This window comes from Streptomyces sp. NPDC048442, from assembly GCF_040651475.1.
Taxonomy (GTDB): Bacteria; Actinomycetota; Actinomycetes; order Streptomycetales; family Streptomycetaceae; genus Streptomyces.
In genome coordinates this window covers 303,371-322,606 of sequence record NZ_JBEZKB010000008.1, presented here as the reverse complement: position 1 = coordinate 322,606, position 19,236 = coordinate 303,371, and the positions used below count along the sequence as shown (strand labels likewise).

At 70.2% G+C, this 19,236-nt stretch carries 17 protein-coding genes and 1 riboswitch; of the genes, 6 read left to right on the top strand and 11 right to left on the bottom strand.

The genetic code is table 11. The features are described from left to right. Positions 1–133: 133 nt before the first annotated feature. On the bottom strand, positions 134–2,617 hold the full coding sequence (gene pcrA, locus AB0D18_RS15845) for a DNA helicase PcrA (RefSeq protein ID WP_362417543.1): 2,484 nt from the start codon (positions 2,615–2,617) through the stop codon (positions 134–136). Positions 2,618–2,844: 227 nt separating this feature from the next. Then, positions 2,845–3,013: riboswitch (cyclic di-AMP (ydaO/yuaA leader) on the top strand. Between pcrA and AB0D18_RS15840 the strand changes: the two genes are divergently transcribed. Continuing rightward, positions 3,011–4,273: an NlpC/P60 family protein gene (locus AB0D18_RS15840; RefSeq protein ID WP_362417541.1), complete on the top strand. Its 1,263-nt coding sequence runs from the start codon at positions 3,011–3,013 to the stop codon at positions 4,271–4,273. (Overlaps the previous riboswitch by 3 nt.) A gap of 16 nt (positions 4,274–4,289) precedes the next feature. Here AB0D18_RS15840 and AB0D18_RS15835 read toward each other — a convergent pair whose 3' ends face one another. Further along, the gene (locus AB0D18_RS15835) at positions 4,290–4,643 is read right to left on the bottom strand and encodes a hypothetical protein (protein ID WP_362417538.1); all 354 of its coding nucleotides are present in this window, start codon (positions 4,641–4,643) and stop codon (positions 4,290–4,292) included. A gap of 258 nt (positions 4,644–4,901) precedes the next feature. Between AB0D18_RS15835 and AB0D18_RS15830 the strand changes: the two genes are divergently transcribed. Continuing rightward, on the top strand, positions 4,902–5,984 hold the full coding sequence (locus AB0D18_RS15830) for an NlpC/P60 family protein (protein WP_362417597.1): 1,083 nt from the start codon (positions 4,902–4,904) through the stop codon (positions 5,982–5,984). Positions 5,985–6,066: 82 nt separating this feature from the next. Next, complete coding sequence (locus AB0D18_RS15825; RefSeq protein ID WP_362417535.1) at positions 6,067–6,231, top strand: hypothetical protein; 165 nt, start codon at positions 6,067–6,069, stop codon at positions 6,229–6,231. A gap of 35 nt (positions 6,232–6,266) precedes the next feature. On the opposite strand, the gene AB0D18_RS15820 is transcribed toward AB0D18_RS15825, so the two are convergent. The 3 genes from AB0D18_RS15820 to AB0D18_RS15810 form a co-directional block, all read right to left on the bottom strand. Continuing rightward, entirely contained in the window at positions 6,267–7,385 is a 1,119-nt protein-coding gene (locus AB0D18_RS15820; RefSeq protein ID WP_362417532.1) for an alpha/beta hydrolase-fold protein, read from the bottom strand. Positions 7,386–7,523: 138 nt separating this feature from the next. After that, positions 7,524–8,222: a response regulator transcription factor gene (locus AB0D18_RS15815; protein WP_362417529.1), complete on the bottom strand. Its 699-nt coding sequence runs from the start codon at positions 8,220–8,222 to the stop codon at positions 7,524–7,526. After that, positions 8,219–9,520: a PspC domain-containing protein gene (locus AB0D18_RS15810; protein ID WP_362417526.1), complete on the bottom strand. Its 1,302-nt coding sequence runs from the start codon at positions 9,518–9,520 to the stop codon at positions 8,219–8,221. The genes AB0D18_RS15815 and AB0D18_RS15810 overlap by 4 nt, the downstream gene beginning before the upstream one ends. Before the next feature lie 153 nt (positions 9,521–9,673). Between AB0D18_RS15810 and AB0D18_RS15805 the strand changes: the two genes are divergently transcribed. Together AB0D18_RS15805 and AB0D18_RS15800 are read left to right on the top strand one after the other, a co-directional pair. After that, positions 9,674–10,981, top strand: coding sequence for a PspC domain-containing protein (locus tag AB0D18_RS15805; RefSeq protein ID WP_362417523.1), 1,308 nt, complete (start codon positions 9,674–9,676; stop codon positions 10,979–10,981). Continuing rightward, positions 10,968–11,231 (top strand): hypothetical protein, encoded by a 264-nt coding sequence (locus AB0D18_RS15800; protein WP_362417520.1) that lies wholly within the window; start codon positions 10,968–10,970, stop codon positions 11,229–11,231. Before AB0D18_RS15805 ends, AB0D18_RS15800 begins: the two co-directional genes overlap by 14 nt. On the opposite strand, the gene AB0D18_RS15795 is transcribed toward AB0D18_RS15800, so the two are convergent. From AB0D18_RS15795 to guaA, 5 genes are all read right to left on the bottom strand, one after another. Beyond that, positions 11,138–11,659, bottom strand: coding sequence for a DoxX family protein (locus AB0D18_RS15795; RefSeq protein ID WP_362417517.1), 522 nt, complete (start codon positions 11,657–11,659; stop codon positions 11,138–11,140). The genes AB0D18_RS15800 and AB0D18_RS15795 overlap by 94 nt on opposite strands. Before the next feature lie 126 nt (positions 11,660–11,785). After that, entirely contained in the window at positions 11,786–13,063 is a 1,278-nt protein-coding gene (locus AB0D18_RS15790; RefSeq protein WP_362417514.1) for a hypothetical protein, read from the bottom strand. Positions 13,064–13,227: 164 nt separating this feature from the next. After that, positions 13,228–13,758 (bottom strand): hypothetical protein, encoded by a 531-nt coding sequence (locus AB0D18_RS15785; protein ID WP_362417511.1) that lies wholly within the window; start codon positions 13,756–13,758, stop codon positions 13,228–13,230. Positions 13,759–13,783: 25 nt separating this feature from the next. Further along, positions 13,784–14,581, bottom strand: coding sequence for a class II aldolase/adducin family protein (locus AB0D18_RS15780; RefSeq protein ID WP_362417509.1), 798 nt, complete (start codon positions 14,579–14,581; stop codon positions 13,784–13,786). A gap of 179 nt (positions 14,582–14,760) precedes the next feature. Next, on the bottom strand, positions 14,761–16,335 hold the full coding sequence (gene guaA / locus AB0D18_RS15775; RefSeq protein WP_362417506.1) for a glutamine-hydrolyzing GMP synthase: 1,575 nt from the start codon (positions 16,333–16,335) through the stop codon (positions 14,761–14,763). Between the two features lie 347 nt (positions 16,336–16,682). Between guaA and AB0D18_RS15770 the strand changes: the two genes are divergently transcribed. Then, positions 16,683–16,985: a chorismate mutase gene (locus tag AB0D18_RS15770; RefSeq protein ID WP_362417503.1), complete on the top strand. Its 303-nt coding sequence runs from the start codon at positions 16,683–16,685 to the stop codon at positions 16,983–16,985. A 337-nt stretch (positions 16,986–17,322) separates the two neighbouring features. Here the strand turns inward: AB0D18_RS15770 and AB0D18_RS15765 are convergent, their stop codons facing one another. After that, complete coding sequence (locus tag AB0D18_RS15765; protein ID WP_362417500.1) at positions 17,323–19,209, bottom strand: GMC family oxidoreductase; 1,887 nt, start codon at positions 19,207–19,209, stop codon at positions 17,323–17,325. Positions 19,210–19,236: the final 27 nt, after the last annotated feature.

The following is a 19,236-nucleotide window of genomic DNA, read 5'->3' as shown; positions in this document are numbered from 1 at the left end:
GGCCCGCACCCGAACCAGCCCTCTGGCAGCACTTCGCCCCACCGGATAAATCCGGTGGGGCGAAACACAGGGCCCACATTCGCCAACAGCGTCCGGACATCCGGTGCGGGCCCTCTCCCGTACGGAAGCGGAGCTACAGCTTCTCGACCGGCGCGTACCGCAGCAGCAGCTTCTTCGGGCGCTCGCCGCCGAAGTCGATCGTGGCCTGCGCGTCCGAGCCGGATCCGGTCACCGTCATCACCGTGCCGAGGCCGAACTGGTCGTGCGTGACACGGTCCCCGACCACGAGGTTGATCACCGGCTTGTCCGACGCACGCCGGGTGGCGAAGCCCGAAGGGCCGCCGCGGGAACGGGAGTTGGACAGCGAAGACGACAGCGAGGATGCCACCGAGCCCGCCTTGGAGCCGGAGACCGGGCCCGCCGGGATCTGCGCGCCGGTGCGCTTCCACTCCAGATGGGTGTCCGGGATCTCCTCCAGGAAGCGGGAGGCCGGGTTGTACGAGGGCTGGCCCCAGGCGCTGCGCATGGTCGAGCGGGTGAGGTACAGGCGCTCGCGGGCGCGGGTGATGCCGACGTACGCCAGGCGCCGCTCCTCCTCCAGCTCCTTGACGTTGCCCAGCGAGCGCATGTGCGGGAAGACGCCGTCCTCCATGCCGGTCAGGAAGACGACCGGGAATTCGAGGCCCTTGGCGGTGTGCAGCGTCATGAGGGTGATGACTCCGGAGCCGTCCTCGTCCTCGTCGGGGATCTGGTCGGAGTCGGCGACGAGCGCGACCTTCTCCAGGAAGTCGGAGAGGGTGGCGGGGGTCTCCTCCTCGTCGTTCTCCTGGCGCTCCTGCTCGAACTCCAGGGCCACGGCGGCGAGTTCCTGAAGGTTCTCGATGCGTGTCTCGTCCTGCGGGTCGGTGGACGCCTGCAGCTCGGCGAGATATCCGGTCCGCTCCAGTACGGCTTCGAGGACGGTGGCCGGTCCTGCCCCGGACTCCACGATCGTACGGAGCTCCTCCATCAGCGTGTTGAACCGCTTGACGGCGTTGGCCGAGCGGGCGGCCATTCCGTACGCCTCGTCGACGCGGCGCAGGGCCTGCGGGAAGCTGATCCGCTCGCGCAGCGACAGTGCGTCGATCATGGCTTCGGCGCGCTCGCCGATGCCGCGCTTGGGCACATTGAGGATGCGGCGCAGCGGGACGGTGTCCTCGGGGTTCGACAGCACGCGCAGGTAGGCCAGGATGTCCCGGACCTCCTTGCGCTCGTAGAAGCGGACGCCGCCGACGACCTTGTACGGCAGGCCGACCCGGATGAAGATCTCTTCGAAGACGCGGGACTGTGCGTTCGTACGGTAGAAGACGGCGACGTCGCCGGCCTTGGCGTCGCCCGCGTCGGTGAGGCGGTCGATCTCCTCGGCGATGAACTGGGCCTCGTCGTGCTCGGTGTCCGCGACGTACCCGGTGATCAGGGATCCGGCACCGGCGTCGGTCCAGAGGTTCTTCGCGCGGCGGTTCTCGTTGCGCTCGATGACGGCGTTGGCGGCGGTGAGGATCGTCTGGGTGGAGCGGTAGTTCTGCTCCAGCAGGATCGTCTTCGCGTCCGGGTAGTCCTCCTCGAACTGGAGGATGTTGCGGATCGTCGCACCGCGGAAGGCGTAGATCGACTGGTCGGCGTCACCGACGACGCACAGCTCGCCGGGGGCCTTGTCCTCGCCGGACGGGCCGACCAGCTCCCGTACGAGCGTGTACTGGGCGTGGTTGGTGTCCTGGTACTCGTCGACCATGACGTGCCGGAAACGCATCCGGTAGTGCTCGGCGACGTCGGGGAACGCCTGCAGCAGGTGCACCGTGGTCATGATGATGTCGTCAAAGTCCAGTGCGTTCGCCTCGCGGAGGCGGGACTGGTACATCGCGTACGCCTGGGCGAGGGTCTTCTCGAAACCGTCGGCGGCCTGGCCCGCGAAGGCTTCCTCGTCTATCAGCTCGTTCTTGAGGTTGGAGACCTTGGCGCTGAAGGACTTCGGCGGGAACTTCTTCGGGTCGATGTCGAGGTCACGGCAGACCAGGGCCATCAGACGCTTGGAGTCGGCGGCGTCGTAGATCGAGAAGGAGCTCGTGAAGCCGAGCTTCTTGGACTCGCGGCGCAGGATGCGGACGCACGCGCTGTGGAAGGTGGACACCCACATCGCATTGGCGCGCGGCCCCACCAGCTCTTCGACGCGCTCCTTCATCTCGCCCGCGGCCTTGTTCGTAAAGGTGATCGCGAGGATCTGGCCGGGGTGCACACCGCGGGCCGCGAGCAGGTGCGCGATGCGGTGGGTGAGCACGCGGGTCTTGCCGGAACCGGCTCCGGCCACGATGAGCAGCGGTGATCCGGCATGCACGACGGCGGCGCGCTGGTTGTCGTTCAGCCCGTCGAGCAGAGCGGCCGGGTCGACCACCGGGCGGGGGGCGCCGTCCCGGTAGTACGCGTCGCGGGGCGGCGGCGGACCGTCGAACGCGCCCTGGAAGAGGTCGTGCGGAACCTCCTCCTCAGGGGCACCGTCATCGGTGTCCTCCGGGGGAGGCGGGGCCGCGTCGTCCTTGTGCTGGAGGCCGGCCAGGAAGCTGTCGTCAAAGAGGCTGCTCATCGCCTACCGAGTCTAGGCGGCCCCACTGACAGCGGGCCCCGGATTCCGCCACACCGTCCGTGACCCCGCACTCACACCCCTTCCGAAGATCACGTCCCGAGGGTCACGCCCCGAAGGTCACGAAAATGTATCGGGCATATCGAACATCAGGCTTCCCACCCGTCACAGGGATTGGCTACGGTGCTGCGCGAGCGGCCCGTACCCCCCTCGGCGAACCGCGCCGGAACGGTCCCCTCACGCCGAATTCGCGCCGCCCGCAGGGTGGTTCGGAACCGGGGACCCACACGCATCACCGGGGTGAATCGGCCCGTACCCCCACATACGCGGGCCGTAGGGCGCGCCTTCCATGAGCCCGAACCCGACAGCTAACCCGGTAGGCGGTCCACGGAAGGAATGCCTGCTTTGGCATCGCATCGCAAACCGCGTACCCGCGCCACGTCGCTGATACGTTCCACCGCTCCCGGGGTCGGCGTCACCACCGCCGCCCTGGTCACCGTCGGTCTGGTCGCCCAGTCCGCACAGGCCACGCCCGCCTCGCCCAAGCCGTCGGTCGAAGAGGTGCAGAAGAAGGTCGACGACCTCTACCGGCAGGCCGGGACGGCGACCCAGAAGTACAACGCGGCCAAGGAAGCCACCCGGCAGCAGAAGGAGAAGGTCGGTGCGCTCCTCGACGACGTCGCGCAGCGCACCGACGATCTCAACGAGGCCAGGCGCTCGCTCGGCACCTTCGCCGCCACCCAGTACCGCAGCGGATCGGTCGGTCCCACGGCCGCGCTGCTCCTGGCGCACGACCCTCAGTCGTATTTCGATTCCAGACGGCTGATGGCGCGGGCCACCGACCGGCAGAAGAAGCTCGTCGCCGACTACGGCGCACAGCAGCAGGCCGCCGCGAAGCACCGGGCCGTGGCGACCCGGGGGCTGGAGCGGCTGACCACCTCGCAGGCCTCGCTGCGGGAGTCCAAGCAGGAGGTGCAGGACAAGCTCGGGCAGGCGCGCGGGCTGCTGTCGCGGCTGACCACCGAGGAGAAGGCCAAGCTCGCGGAGCTGGAGCGCAAGCGCGAGGCGGAGGCCAAGCACAAGGCGGACGAGCTGGCGCGGCAGCAGGCGGAGGCGGCGAAAGAGTCGGCCAGGGAGAAGGAGCGGGAGAAGGCAAAGGAGAAGACACCCGGGCAGGGGTCCGGATCCGGATCGGGGTCAGGCACGGGTACGGGCTCGGGTACGGGTACGGGTACGGGTACGGACACTGGCTCGGGGTCCGGCAACGGCTCCGGCTCCGGCTCCGGCTCCGGCTCCGGAAGCTCGTACTCCACCAAGGCCGCGAAGGTGCTGGACTTCGCCCGCGCCCAGATCGGCAAGCCGTACATCTGGGGTGCGACCGGCCCCTCCTCGTATGACTGCTCGGGGCTGACCCAGGCCGCCTGGCGGGCCGCCGGGGTGACCCTGCCGCGGACCACCTGGGACCAGGTGAAGGTCGGCACCCCGATCGCGACGAAGGACCTCAAGCCAGGTGACCTGGTGTTCTTCTACGACGACATCAGCCACGTCGGCATCTACAAGGGCAACGGGATGATGATCCACGCGCCGAAGCCGAACGCGAAGGTGCGCGAGGAGTCGATCTACTACATGCCGATCTACGGGAGCGTACGGCCGGCCTGACCGGCCCCGCCGGGACTCAGGTCCAGAGGACGGCGACGAAGATGTTGACGACCGTCAGCCCGCCGACCGCGCCGAACAGGGCCTTCTCCACCTTCTCGTCATCGCGCTTGACGTAGACGAGGCCCAGGATCACCACCAGGATCGCCAGCTTGATGCCGAGCTTGACGTTGTTGAGGGAGTGGTCCTGGGCCTGGTTGAGGCCGACCAGGGCGATGCCGGTGACCAGCATGGTCAGCGCACCGTGCAGCATCGGGGGCGTGAAGCGGGCGGTGCCCGCGCCCATCGCCTTCATCTGGGTCAGGAAGCCGCCGAGGAGCGAGGCGATGCCGATGATGTGCAGTCCTACGAAAACATTGATCAGTACGTCCATGGGGCGGAGCCTAGCCAGGCGTTAGCAGGGGGACGGTGGCAGGGCGGACCGTTCCGCCCCATCGGTCACAGTGGGCGCGGAATTGGTACCTCCGCATCCTTACTGTCGATCATCGGCGACCAGTAATCGACGTCTTCCTGCCATTAGCGCTCATTCGAAGGCTGTGCCGTGACGTCCAGGTTTAGCGTCCCTCCCCAGACGGCCGACTCCCCTCCCCCACCCGGCCGGACGGAACCGTGGAAGGACGTGAACGCCCTCGTGGCAGCGCACCGGAAGCCCAAGCAGCGCTCACTCACCGGCAGCACCGCTCGTACCGCCCGTACCACCGCGTTCACCCTCGCACTGGCAGGGGCCGCGGGCGCCACCGTGCTGGAGGGCACCGCGCAGGCGGAGCCGACGCTCACTCCGGCACAGATCAAGTCGAAGATCGACAAGCTGTACCACGAAGCCGAGGTCGCCACCGAGACGTACAACGGCGTGCAGGAGAAGGCCGAGCGGACGAAGAAGTCGCTCAACCAGCTGCGGGACGAGGCGGCACGCAGGACGGAGCGGCTCAACGCCGCACGCGGCTCGCTCGGCTCGCTGGCCGCGTCCCAGTACCGCACCGGGGGCATCGAGCCCGCACTGCAGGTCGTTCTGACCTCGGACCCCGACCAGTACCTGGAGCGGGCCTCGATCGCCGGGCGGGCGGGCGACCGGCAGGCCGCCAAGGTGCAGGGCGCACAGCGGCAGGTCGCCGAGATCGCCCGACTGCGCGGCAGCGCCGACCAGAGGTTCACCGAACTCGCCGAGCAGAAGGGCGAGTTGAAGAAGCAGAAGGCGAAGATCCAGGAGAAGATCTCCGGCGCCGAGCAACTGCTCTCCCGGCTCACCGCCGACGACCGCGCCCGGTACGCCGCCCAGGATGGGCACGGCGAGGCGGGTGGCGGCGGCGACCGTGCCAGTCGCGGGGATCGCACCGAGATGCCGCGCGGCAGCGTCCGGGCACCCAACGCCCGTGCCTCGCAGGCCGTTTCTTTCGCGTACTCCGCTCTGGGAAAGCCCTATGTCTGGGGTGCCACGGGCCCCGCCTCCTTCGACTGCTCGGGCCTGACCCAGGCCGCCTGGCGCTCTGCCGGGGTGGCGCTCCCGCGCACCACCTACACCCAGATCAACGCGGGAGAGCGTGTCTCGCGTTCCCAACTCGCGCCGGGAGATCTGCTGTTCTTCTACTCCGGCATCACCCACGTCGGGCTGTACATCGGCGAAGGCAAGATGATCCACGCCCCGCGGCCCGGCGCCCCGGTGCGGATCGCACCGATCGACGAGATGCCGCTGACGGGGGCGACACGGCCTGCGTGATCGACAGGGTCGGGCGCGCTTCGCGGGGTAACCGCCTCTATGAGGCCGTGGCCGCCACGGCCTCATAGAGGGAGGCACAGTCATGCCGGGCATCATCAACAAAATCAAGAGTTACGCGCGCAGCCCGCAGGGCCGCCGCACCATCGCCCGAGGCCGCCGCGAGGCCGCCGACCCGCGCCGGCGCTCACAGGCCAAGCAGCTCCTGAACCGACTGCGCGGCGGGCGCAGCCACGGCCGACGGTACTGAGGACCGGAGCCGCTACTTGCCGAACCGGAGCGTCGCTACTTGCCCAGCTGGTCCGACAGCCACCGGAAGACCTCCGGCACCTGCTGCTTCCACACGCTGGTGCCGTGGGGCCCGGTCAGCTTCATGACCCGCACCGTCGTCGGCGCCTTCGCCACCCCCTTCATGGCGTTCCCCGCCTCGAAGCCGTCGCCCGCCGCACCCGACATGAACAGGGCGGTGCGCGGCGGCTTCCCGCCCTTGGTCGCCGCCTTCAGCATCACGTACGGGTTGTTGGCGTGCCGCAGTTCGGGGGTCGCGGCGGTGAGGGCGGCGGGCTCGCCACTCGGGTCGTTGAAGCCGGAGAGGCTGACGCCCGCGCGGTAGCGGTCCGGGTGGGCGACGGCGAGCTTGGCGGCGCAGTGCGCGCCCGCCGAGTAACCGCCGACGGCCCAGTCCGCGGCCTTGTCCGAGGCGCGGAAGGTGTCGAAGACCATCTTCCGCACGTCGACGCTCAGCCAACTGTCCGCGTTGACCTTGCCGGGGATGTTGGCGCAGCCGGTGTCGGTCTGGTCGCCGAGCAGGGTGGTGCGCGGCGAGACCAGGATGAACGGCTTGACCTTGCCCTGCTTCATCAGGGGCCCCAGCTGCTTGTTCACCTCAAGGGTGCCGAACCAGGCCTTCGCGGATCCGGGGTAGCCGGGCAGCAGCTGGACCACCGGGAACTTCTTGTCCTCGTACGCCGGGTCGTCGTACTGCGGCGGCAGCCACACGTACACCTCGCCCTCGGCCCCGGAGATCCGGCCCTTGAGCTCGGTGACCTGGACGCCCGGCCCCATCCTGGCGTCGTCGACCGGCTTGAACTTCGCGACTTCCTTCGGCTGCTCGGACAGCTTCTGACCGCCCGTACCGTCGGGGCCGAGGTCCGTGGCCGTCCCCGCCCGGTCCGTCGTCCCGAGCAGGTCCTCCCAGGTGTCGTAGAGCCCGTTGGCGTTGTTCACCCCGACGAAGACCACCATGATGGCGGTGACCTGCGCGAACCCCAGCATCAGCAGCCGTACGAAGCCGCGCACGGCTGCGGGTCCGCGCACCCGGCTCCACAGGGCCAGCGGCAGGACGACCGCGACCACGAGCAGGGCTATCGCGGTCACGAAGAAGGGGGTCCCCGTCAGACTCATCACGTGGGTACTAGATGGCCTGATCGCCGCCGCGGTTGCCCGCTTTCACGTGTCTGTCACCTGACTCACACCCCTGCCGCACCTGAACGCCCGGTGAAGCCGCAGGTCAGACCAGCCGCCGGGCGATCGCCCAGCAGGTCAGACCAGCCGCCGGGCGGTCGCCCAGCGGGTCAGCTCGTGCCGGTTGGACAGCTGGAGCTTGCGCAGAACCGCCGAGACGTGCGACTCGACCGTCTTCACGGAGATGAACAGCTGCTTCGCGATCTCCTTGTACGCATAGCCGCGCGCGATCAGACGCAGCACCTCACGCTCCCGCTGGGTGAGCCGGTCCATGTCCTCGTCGGCCGGCGGCGCATCCGTCGACGCGAACGCGTCCAGGACGAACCCGGCCAGCCGCGGCGAGAACACCGCGTCCCCGTCCTGCACCCGGAACACCGAACTCACCAGGTCGGCGCCGGTGATCGTCTTGGTGACGTAACCCCGCGCACCGCCCCGGATGACGCCGATGACGTCCTCCGCCGCGTCGGAGACCGACAGCGCCAGGAACCGCACCGGCCGCTCGGCGTCCGACATCAACGGCGCACACCTGCGCAGCACTTCGACCCCGCCGCCGCCCGGCAGGTGCACGTCGAGGAGGACCACCTCGGGCCGGGTCGCCGTGATCACGGTGACGGCCTGGTCGACGTCGGCGGCCTCGCCGACCACCTCGACGCCGGTCGCCGCGGTCTGGCCGATCTCGGCCTGCACCCCGGTGCGGAACATCCGGTGGTCGTCGACCAGCACCACCCGTACGTGCCTGGCCTGTCCCTGCTCCGTCTGTGCGCTCTGCTCGGTCATGCGTCCGCCGCCCTCTCCGTCTCAAGCTCGACTTCCGTGCCCCCGTCGGGCGCGGAACGCAGCCGTGCCGTGCCGCCGTGCCGTTCCATCCGGCCGATGATCGATTCTCGTACGCCCATCCGGTCGTCCGGAATCGCGTCGAGGTCAAAGCCGGGTCCCCTGTCCCGCACGGACACGAAGACCGTGCGGCCCTCGACCTCCGCGAAGACCTGTACCGCCCCGCCCTCGCCACCGTACTTGGCGGCATTCACCATTGCCTCGCGTGCTGCCTGCATCTGTGCCGAGAGCTTGTCGTCCAGCGGGCAGTCGCCGACCACCACCACCTCAAGAGGCACTCCGTGCTTGTCCTCCACCTCGGCGGCCGCGCGCTTCACCGCTTCCGCGAGAGTGGTGGGTTCCTCGTCCTCGTCCTTGCCGGTGCCCTCCGGCTTGTACAGCCAGTTGCGCAGCTCCCGCTCCTGGGCGCGGGCCAGCCGCCGTACCTCCGAGCCGTCGTCCGCGTTGCGCTGGATCAGCGTCAGGGTGTGCAGTACGGAGTCGTGGACGTGGGCGGCGACCTCGGCCCGCTCCTGGGCGCGGATGCGCATCAGGCGCTCCTCGGACAGGTCCTGCGTCATACGGACGAGATATGGGCCGGCCAGCAGCCCGATGCCCGCGATCACGGCGAGCGCGGCCGTCAGTACGTTGCCGAGCTGGGCGGCCGAGCCGCGCACGACCAGGAAGACCGTGAGGCCGACCCCGACCAGGGCGACGCCCGCGAGACCGCGCAGCACCTGGAGCATCCGGCGGCGGCTGCCGCCCTCCGTCCAGTGCGCGCGGCGGGCGTTGTCGGCCTGCCGCCACACCAGTACGACACCGGCACCGGTCAGCAGCAGCGGCCACACGTACCGACCGGAGCCGGCCGTGTCCACGCTGCTGACGAAGATCGCGGCGCCGATGCACAGAGCGACCAGTGCGGCGATCTGCCCCTTGTCCGGGACCCGCAGCCTGCGCCGCCCGTCGGGGAGGGTCTCGAAGGCGCTGCGCGGCTCGGCGCCCACCCCTCCGACCCCCAGCGGCACGAAGAACCAGAACACCGCGTAAACCAGCGCGCCCAGCCCCTGCATCAGGAACAGGGCGAAGAACGCGATCCGCACCCAGGCGACCGGCAGCCCCAGGTGCCCGGCCAGACCTCGGGCGACCCCGCCGAGCATCCGCCCGTCCGCGCTGCGGTAGAGCTTGCGCGGGGGCGGGGCCGCCGAGTCCTGCTCGGCGGCGGGTGGGCGGGCCGCTCGGCGGCTCGGGGCGGTGGACGACATGCCTTGATGGTCACACGGTCGCAGGGCCCGGCACATGGGGGAAAACCCCAGAATCCCCTGAGGGAAACCGCAGGGTGGGGCCTGCGGAAATCAGGGATCAGCCAGGGTCGCCCCAGGTGCCGCGGGCGACGGATGCCGGTCACCATGGGTCGTATGACAGTCCACGACGAACCGGTGGCCACCGCGGCCCCGGGCCCGGCGGGTCCCGCGGATCCGGCCGACGGGCCGAAGCCCCAGCTGCGCCGCAGCCGCCGTCACAAGACGGTCGGCGGTGTCTGCGGCGGCCTCGGCCAGTACTTCGACGTCGACCCGGTGATCTTCCGAGTCGTGCTCGCGGTGACCGCCGTGACCGGCGGCATCGGACTGATCGCGTACGGCTTCGCCTGGCTGCTCGTACCGCAGGAGGGCGACGAGGAGAACGAGGCGAAGCGGCTGCTGACCGGCCGGGTCGACGGCCCGGCCCTGATCGCGGTGCTGCTCGCTCTGGTCGGCTGCGGCATGTTCCTGTCGATGCTGCACAACGGCGGCGTCTTCGGCTTCTCCGTCATGCTCATCCTGGTCGTCGGCGCCAGCGCCATGTGGTCCCGGCAGCGCCGGGCCACCGCTGCCTTCTCGGAGGAGCCGGGGGCGACCCAGGTCGCGGACGTGGCGGCACCCCCGGAGACCAAGGCGCCGCCGATTCCCGGCGCCCCGTCCTGGTGGCGCGACCCGATCGTCAAGGACGGCACGACCGGGCCCGTCCCGCACGGCTACCTCTGGGGGCCGTCCGCGGAGGCCGTCGACGTCCGCCCCTCAAAGAGGAACGGGTACGGGGTGCGCCGTGACCCGCGTCCCCGCTCCTTCGGCGGCCTGACCTTCTTCGCCGCGCTGCTCGCCGGTGCGGTGGGCACGGCCGCTACCTGGCACGCGGGGCCCCTGGGCACCAGCCTGGCGACCGGTCTGGCGTGTGCGCTCGCGGTGTTCGGGGTGGGCCTGGTGCTCGCGTCGTTCCTCGGCCGGGTGGGCGCGGGCACGATCTTCCTGGGCCTGCTCACGGCCGGTCTGCTGACGGCCGCTTCGGCCATCCCCAAGGACATCACCACCGACTGGGTCCGTAGCGACTGGCGTCCGGCGACGGTCGAGGCCGTCCAGCCCATGTACGAGCTCGGCGCCGGCGAGGGCCACCTCGACCTCAGCAAAGTGGTCGTGCCGAAGGGCAGCACCGTGACTACCAGGGTCGAGGTCGGTGCGGGCACCCTGCGCGTCGTCGTCCCCAAGAACGTGACCGTGCAGGTCGACATGGAGGTGGGGGTGGGCGACATCGAGCTGCCCGGACAGAGCCCGGAGGACATCGACATCCGCACCGATCAGCAGCAGGTCCGCACCCTCTACCCGCCGTCCGGCGGGAATCCCGCGGGCACGGTCTCCCTGCACCTCGAAGTCGGCGTCGGACAGGTGGCGGTGGAACGTGCTGCGTCATGACTTCCTGCCCGGACGCGCGGTCCTGGGCCTCACCTTCCTGACCGCGACCGTGCTGTACGCCGCCGACGCGAGCGGCACCTGGGACACCCCGTGGTGGACCCTGCTCCCGGTGATCTTCGGCGGCCTCTTCGTGTCGGCGGTCGCCGGCTGGATCGGCTACGGCATCCGGCGGCGCCGCAAGGCCCGCATCGCGTCCAGGGAGAACACCGACGCCCCGGCCAGCACCAACGGCAGCCACGCCATCAGATAGGCGAGGTCGTTGCCGTAGTAGTACGGCGTGGTCTGCCAGCTGACGGTGAGCCAGAGGCTGAGCGAGATCAGCGCCCCGCCGACGGCGGCGACGCGGGCGAAGAGGCCGAGCAGCGTGCCGATGCCGACGAGGAGTTCCCCGATCGCGATGGCGTGGCCGAAGCCTTCGGGGGCCTTCAGTGCCAGGTCGACGAGCCAGGGCACGGCGGAGCTGTCGCGCACCGACGTCATCAGGGCGCCGATCGAGCCGTCACCGCTCGCGGCGAGGAACGCGCTGTCGGTGAGCTTGTCGAGGCCCGCGTAGATGAAGGTGATACCGAGGAAGAGCCGCAGGGGCAGCAGCGCGAAGCGGCTCGCGCTGTGCTTCCAGCCCCGCGGTTCGTTCGTCCCGTACGCGCGTGTGCCGCCCGTCCCGTACCCGTATGCCATCGCCGGCCCCGCCTTCCCTCACGCCTCACGTCCCGTCACTTGACCATACGTTCGACGGGCGGGTGGGGCTCAGCAGCGGCCGCGGCGGTGTGGTGGTGCGCGGTCGGTGTGGTGGTGCGCGGTCGGTCAGTCGGTGACGTCGATCAGGCAGCAGTTCGTCTCCACGCCCGCCGCCGTCACCACCTGTACCTCGACCCGGCCCGGCTCCACCTCGACGGGGACCGGCACGGTCAGTGCGCTGTCGGTCGGATTGGCGAAACCGCCGGGCACCGGCACCAGCGGGACGTGCACATGGACCGTCCCGATCCGTACCACCATGCGGGCCAGCCGGTCCGGGGTCTGTGCCCCGGGCGGTACGAAGCCGGCGCCCCGGATCTCGATGTCGTCGCCCGTGCGGACGGGGCCGTCGAGGTCGCCCGCCTCCCTGGCACGGACCACGGACAGCACGACCGGACGCCCGCCCTCCGCGTACTTCCCGGCGAAGTACGTGGCCGCCGACACCACCACGAGGAGGGCGAGCCCCCACGGCAGGTCCGGCAGCTGCTCGGGCCGCCTGGCGAGTCGTACGGCGGAGAAGACGACTGCCACGGTCGAAACGAGAACGTACTGGACGTCGCCGAAGTTCCCCCGCCCCGAGTCGTCGGTCAGCAGGTCGGCGACGCGCGGCCGGTCGGCCCGTACCTTCTGGAGGGTCTGCTTCAGCACACGCACGCCCACCACCCGCCGTACGATCACGGCGATCGCGCAGGTCAGCGCGAGGACGGTCAGCACACCGGCGCCCCGAGCCAGTTCGAGCCCCGCGATCAGGGCGTCACGGTCGGCCGGGTTCGACGCGCCGGCCAGCTGCACGGCGAGCACCAGCACCGCGAAGACCGTGAGCAGCACCCAGGACGCGGCGACGGCGCGCGAGGTGGAGAGCCGGTTGTCCTCGCCGATCAGCGGGGCGAGCAGCCCGCCGCGCGCCCGGTGCGCCCTGGCGGCTCCCGTCAGCAATGTGGCGGTGACGAGCGCGGCGACAAGTCCGGCGGTACGGGCGACGGTCCACCCCGCGCCGATGGCGGTGAACGCCTCGACCAGTGCGAGGACCACCACGGCCCCCCACACCACGAACAACGTCCGGCGCCACAGCAGTCGCAGCCAGACCTCACCCGCCTCGCGGGAGCGCTCCGCGACGTCCCGTGCGGACTGGGTCAGTTCGTCGGACACCCACTGCCGGGACGCTCCCGCGGAGTGCGCGACGGCGGAGGGCAGCCCCTCCCCCGTCGCCAGTTCGTCGCGCTTGGCCAGGAAGGCGGCCACCGCGCGCCGGTGGCCCTCACGGGCGCCGTTCGGGCAGTCGCCGCAGACACAACCCCCGCCGTGCCCGCTGCCGTGCGTGCTCTGTCTTGCCTCTTGCACTGCCACGGCAGTTGCCGCCCTTTCCCCGTACATCTCACTATCAACGTGTGAACGCACATGTGTTGAAAGGAAATTGTGCCGTACGGAGGGGCAGGCGCGGCCCATGGGGAGGTGGGGTGGGGTGACGGCCGGGTCAGCGCCTTGACGCCGCGGGGTCAACGCCTTGCGGGTCAGCGCCTTGACGCCGACCGGATGCCGCGCCACACGAGCAGTGCGCCGCACAGGGCGACCAGTACGCCGCCGAGCACCCACCGCAGGGCGCCGTGCTTCACCGTGTCCGCCGTGTCCTGGTGCTTCCCCCGCGCCTCGACGTGCTGGACGTCACCGATCCAGCTCTGGAGGCGCACGGTGTCTCCCACCGAGACGGCACTGGACACGGGTCCGTCGTCCTTGAAGCGCACCGGCTCGTAGACGTCGTCGGGGAACTCGGGATCACGCACGTCCAGCCTGACCCCGCCCTCGTCACTCTTCGCCGTGACCACGGCATCGACCCGCTCGATACAGGACCCGATCGCCCTCGCCGAACCGGAGCTCTCGTCGCACACCTCGGCGTCGGCGTACCAGCGCTCCCATTTGAGGTCGTTCGACCACCACAGCGCCGTGTACAGGCCGATCGCGCCCACGAGGAGACCGAGCGTCACCGGCACCGGCCCGCGCCGCCACCCTGCCCGCCACACCGCACGCACCTCGGCGATCTTCACTCCCGAACCGTACCGACCTGCACCCTCACCCCAGAAGCTCGGGTTCCACCCGGCTGATCCGGCGCCACATCGACTGGTAGTTGATCCACGCGACGAGGTCGCTGCCGATCTGGTCGCGCGTCTCGACGGCCTCCTTGTGGCCGATCAGCACCGGCTTCCCGGCCGCCCGCGCCGCCAGCTGCACCTGGCAGGAGCGCTCCAGCGTGTGGAACCACCAGGCTGCCGCGTCCACCGAGTCCCCGACCGTCAGCAGTCCGTGGTTGCGCAGTACGACCGCTTTGTTGCTGCCGAGCGCCCCGGCGATCCAGCGGCCCTCGGTCGGGTCGACGGCGACGCCCGTGTACGCGTCGTAGAGCGCGTGCGACTCGTAGAAGGCGCAGGACTCCTGGGTGATCGGGTCGAGGAGTTCCCCGAGGGCGGCGAAGGCCCTCCCGTGCACGGAGTGGGTGTGCGCGACGGCGACGACGTCGGGGCGCGCCTTGTGCACCTGGGCGTGCACGGTGAAGGCGGCCTGGTTGACGTGCCGGCTCCCCTGCACGACCTGGCCGTCCCCGTTCACGAGGATCAGATCGCTCACGGTGACGTCGGCGAAGGCGAGCCCGAAGGGGTTCACCCAGTAGCAGTCGGCGTACTCGGGGTCGCGTGCCGTGATGTGCCCGGAGACGCCCTCCTCGTACCCGTACGAGGCGAACACCCGCAGCGCTCCCGCCAACCGCTCCTTGCGGTACCGGCGTTCGTCGGCCGGGTCGTCGTGGACGGGCGGCATCGCGAAGTCGAGCCGGTCCAGGGGTACGGGCGGGGGCGCGGGTATCTCGGCGGTCATGGGGCGGAAGCTACCTCCTGGTACGGCCGGAAACCAGGGGGTGCGTGCACGGCGGCCCGCCATTTCGAGCACGGCGGCCCGCGCCTCCATACACGGCGGCCCTGCGCCTCCGTACACAGCGACGCCGCCGCCACCTCATAGAGGCGACGGCGGCGTCGGCACGGTTCAGCGCGTGGGGACTACTCCCACTCGATCGTCCCCGGGGGCTTGCTCGTGACGTCGAGCACGACCCGGTTGACGTCCGCCACCTCGTTGGTGATCCGCGTCGAGATCTTCGCCAGCACCTCGTACGGCATGCGCGTCCAGTCCGCCGTCATGGCGTCCTCGGACGAGACGGGGCGCAGCACGATCGGGTGGCCGTAGGTGCGGCCGTCGCCCTGCACGCCCACCGAGCGCACATCGGCGAGCAGCACGACCGGACACTGCCAGATCTCGCGGTCGAGACCGGCCGCCGTCAGCTCCTCGCGGGCGATGGCGTCGGCCTCGCGCAGCAGGTCCAGGCGCTCCTTGGTCACGTCACCGACGATGCGGATGCCGAGGCCGGGGCCGGGGAACGGCTGGCGCTGGACGATCTCCTCCGGGAGACCCAGCTCCTGGCCGACCATCCGGACCTCGTCCTTGAACAGCTGGCGCAGCGGCTCGACGAGCTCGAACTCGATGTCGTCGGGGAGCCCGCCCACGTTGTGGTGGGACTTGATGTTGGCGGTGCCGGTGCCGCCGCCGGACTCGACGACGTCCGGGTACAGGGTGCCCTGGACCAGGAAGGCGACCGCGGGGCCCTCCTCCTGGAGGATCTCCAGCTGCGCCTGCTCGAAGACGCGGATGAACTCGCGGCCGATGATCTTCCGCTTGGTCTCCGGGTCGGAGACGCCCGCGAGCGCGTCGAGGAAGCGCTTCTCCGCGTCGACGACCTTGAGCTGCACGCCCGTGGCCGCGACGAAGTCCTTCTCGACCTGCTGGGTCTCGCCCTTGCGCATCAGACCGTGGTCGACGTACACGCAGGTCAGCTGGTCACCGATGGCCTTCTGGACGAGGGCCGCGGCAACCGCGGAGTCCACGCCGCCGGACAGGCCGCAGATGGCGCGCTTGTCGCCGACCTGCTCGCGGATCAGGGCGATCTGCTCCTCGACGACGTTGTGCGTCGTCCAGGTCGGCTCGATACCGGCGCCGCGGTACAGGAAGTGCTCCAGGACCTGCTGGCCGTGCGTGGAGTGCAGCACCTCCGGGTGGTACTGGACGCCGTACAGCTTCTTCTCGTCGTTCTCGAAGGCGGCGACCGGCACGACGTCCGTGGACGCGGTGACGGTGAAGCCCTCGGGGGCGGCGGAGCAGGCGTCGCCGTGCGACATCCACACCGACTGCTCGTCCGGCGTGCCCTCAAAGAGGGTGGAGCCGGACTTGGAGACCTTCAGCGGAGTACGGCCGTACTCGCGGGCACCGTTGTCGTCGACGGTTCCGCCGAGCGTGGTGGCCATGATCTGGAAGCCGTAGCACATGCCGAAGACCGGGACCCCGGCCTCAAAGAGGGCGCGGTCGATGGACGGGGCGTCTTCGGCGTACACCGAGGACGGACCGCCGGAGAGGATGATCGCCTTCGGGTTCTTCGCGAGCATCTCGGACACCGGCATGGTGCTCGGGACGATCTCGCTGTAGATCCGGGCCTCGCGGACACGGCGGGCGATGAGCTGGGCGTACTGCGCGCCGAAGTCGACGACGAGGACGACGTCGGGGGCGGCGGGGGGCGCTGCGGGCACGGGCGGCCTTCCGGCGGTGAAAGGGGGTCGGGAGTGTCGATTCTACCGGGAGCGACCGATTCCCCCTGCTGTACCACTGTCCGGGCCGCCCACCGGACCCCTCTCGTCTCATCATCCGGGCCCGCGTTGGCCCCTTGTGTGCGGGTGGGGCCATAATGCCTCCCATGCGCATGCACACGACCTTCGTCTTTACCTATGGCACCCGGCCCGTCCGGCTGCCACGGTCGTGCTGCTTGTAGCAACTGACAAGCGACTTCCCAGGCGCCCCGGGCCGACAGGCCCGGGGCGTTCTGTCGTTTCCGGACCTGGTGGCCGTACGGGCGCTCCCTCACCCCAGGAGTACGGACATGAGCACCGCGCCCACCACCGCCTCCACCACCGACGTCACCGGCGCCCGCACGGAGGACGCCGCCGCCCTCATCACCGGCGCCCGTGAGCGCATCGACGCCCTCGACGACCGCATCATCGGTCTCGTCCAGGAACGGATGGCCGTATCGGCGGTCATCCAGGAGGCCCGGATCACCTCGGGCGGCCGACGGGTCAACCTGTCCCGCGAGATGGACGTCCTCGGCCGCTACAGGGACGCGCTCGGCAAGCCCGGCACGTCCCTCGCGATGACGCTCCTGGAGCTGTGCCGCGGCCGCGTCTGAGGCCGGACGGCTCCCCCGGGCCACCTCCCGCCCCCTGGTCTGCCTGCCGCCGGGGGGCGCGTGCGTTCCTCCGGTCACTCGTACGGCGCGTGACCGGAGAGAAGGCACCTTCGTTGGTCCCGGTGCCACGCGTGGCCCCGGCTGGGGCGTGTGACGTACGGGCTTGAAGCCGGTACGTCGTGGGACCTCGCTCCAGCGTGTGCGACCGGACGGCAGGGGACAGCCGGACCGGTCGCCCCAGGCGGTCGGCTCCGGGGACGCCCGGAGCCGGTCGGCAGGGATTTCCCCCTCCACACCTTCTGTATGTCCGGGGCACACCTTCTGTGCGCCCGGACTCCTAAACCTTCTTCGGCTCAACCTTCTTCGGCGGGACCGCCGGAATCTCCAGCAGCGGGAGTGGCAGCCGCAGTGCGCCGAATGCCTCCGCCGGTACGGCCGGGGACTTCGGCTCGACCGGTGCCAGGCGTACGTACGCCGCACCCTGGGCGGGACGCGGGTCCTGCTCGCCCTTGTTGGGCCACAGCGACATCGCGCGCTCGGCCTGCGCGGTGATGGTGAGCGAGGGGTTCACACCGAGGTTCGCGGAGACCGCCGAGCCGTCGACGACCGAGATGCCCGGGTGCCCGTAGAGGCGGTGGTAGGGGTCGATGACGCCGTCGTCGGCCGTCGCGCCGATCGGGCAGCCGCCCAGGAAGTGCGCGGTGAGCGGGGTGCCCATCAGTTCACCGACGTTGCTGCCCGCGAAGCCGTTGATCTCCTCCGCCAGGAGGGACGCGGCACGGCTGGCCTCGGGGATCTGCTTGGGATTGGGGGCGCCGTGGCCCTGGCGGGCGGTCAGCAGGCCCTTCCCGATGCCGCCCGGCTTGCGGTACGTGGTCAGGGAGTTGTCGAGGGACTGCATGACGAGGCCGATGATGGTCTTCTCCGACCAGCGGTGGTTGGAGAGGGAGCGGGCGGCGAGCGTGGGGTGCCTGACCACGTTGACGGCCCAGCCCAGTGCGCGCGGGAACTTCTCCGCGTACGGCACCTGGAGGATCGACATCGCGCCCATCGCGTTGGAGCCCTTGCCGTAACGGACCGGCTCGATATGAGTGTTGGCGTCCGGGTGGATCGAGGAGGTGATGGCGACGCCGCGCGTGAAGTCGACCTTCCTGGATCCGTCGGAGATACCGGGCTGCGCGCCGTGCTTCCGGCGGTAGCGGCGGTCGGTGGTCTGGGAGCCCACCAGGGCCTCGGAGTTGGTACGGGTGAGCTCGCCGAGCTTCGCGGAGATGCGCGGCAGGTGGCCGCCGTCCTTCATGGTGTGCAGGAGGGTCTGGGTGCCGTACGTGCCCGCCGCGACCACTACCTGGCGGGCGCGAAGTACCTTGCGGGTCCCCTTGCGGCGCGCGTCGGTGGGTGCGGTGGCCACGCGGTAGCCGCCGTCGGGGTGGTCGGAGAAGCCGAGGACGGACGTCATGGGGTGGATGACGGCACCGGCCTGTTCGGCGAGGTGGAGGTAGTTCTCGTTGAGGGTGTTCTTCGCGCCGTGGCGGCAGCCCGTCATGCACTCGCCGCACTCGGTGCACCCCTTGCGAGCAGGGCCTTTGCCTCCGAAGTACGGGTCGGGAACTTCCCGGCCAGGACCGGCCGTTGGAGAAGGAGAAGCACAGTCGCCACCGGCGTCCCGTCCGTCGCCGTAGAAGACGCCCACCGGGGCGAGATGGAAGGTGTCGCCCACTCCCATCGCCTCGGCGGTCGACTTCAGGTGGACGTCGGACGGGGTCATGGTCGGGTTGATGCGCACGCCCAGCATCCGCTTGGCCTGGTCGTAGTACGGAGCGAGTTCGTCCTGCCAGTCGGTGATGCCCGCCCACTGCTGGTCCTCGAAGAAAGGAGCGGGAGGTACGTAGAGGGTGTTGGCGTAGTTCAGCGAACCGCCGCCGACACCCGCCCCTGCCAGGACCATGACATTTCCCAGCAGGTGCACGCGCTGGATCCCGAACAGGCCCAGCGCGGGAGCCCACAGGTAATTCTTCAGGTCCCAGGAGTTCTTGGGCAGGGTGTCGCGGGTGAAGCGGCGCCCGGCCTCCAGGACGCCGACGCGGTATCCCTTCTCCGTGAGCCGGAGCGCGGAGACGGCACCGCCGAAGCCGGAGCCGACGACGATGACGTCGTAGTCGAACTCCTCGCGGTCGAACTCCTCGACTGCGTTCTGGTTTTGGGCAGAGCTCTCCTGCGGCACTGGCACTCCTCGTTCTTTGAAAAGTGA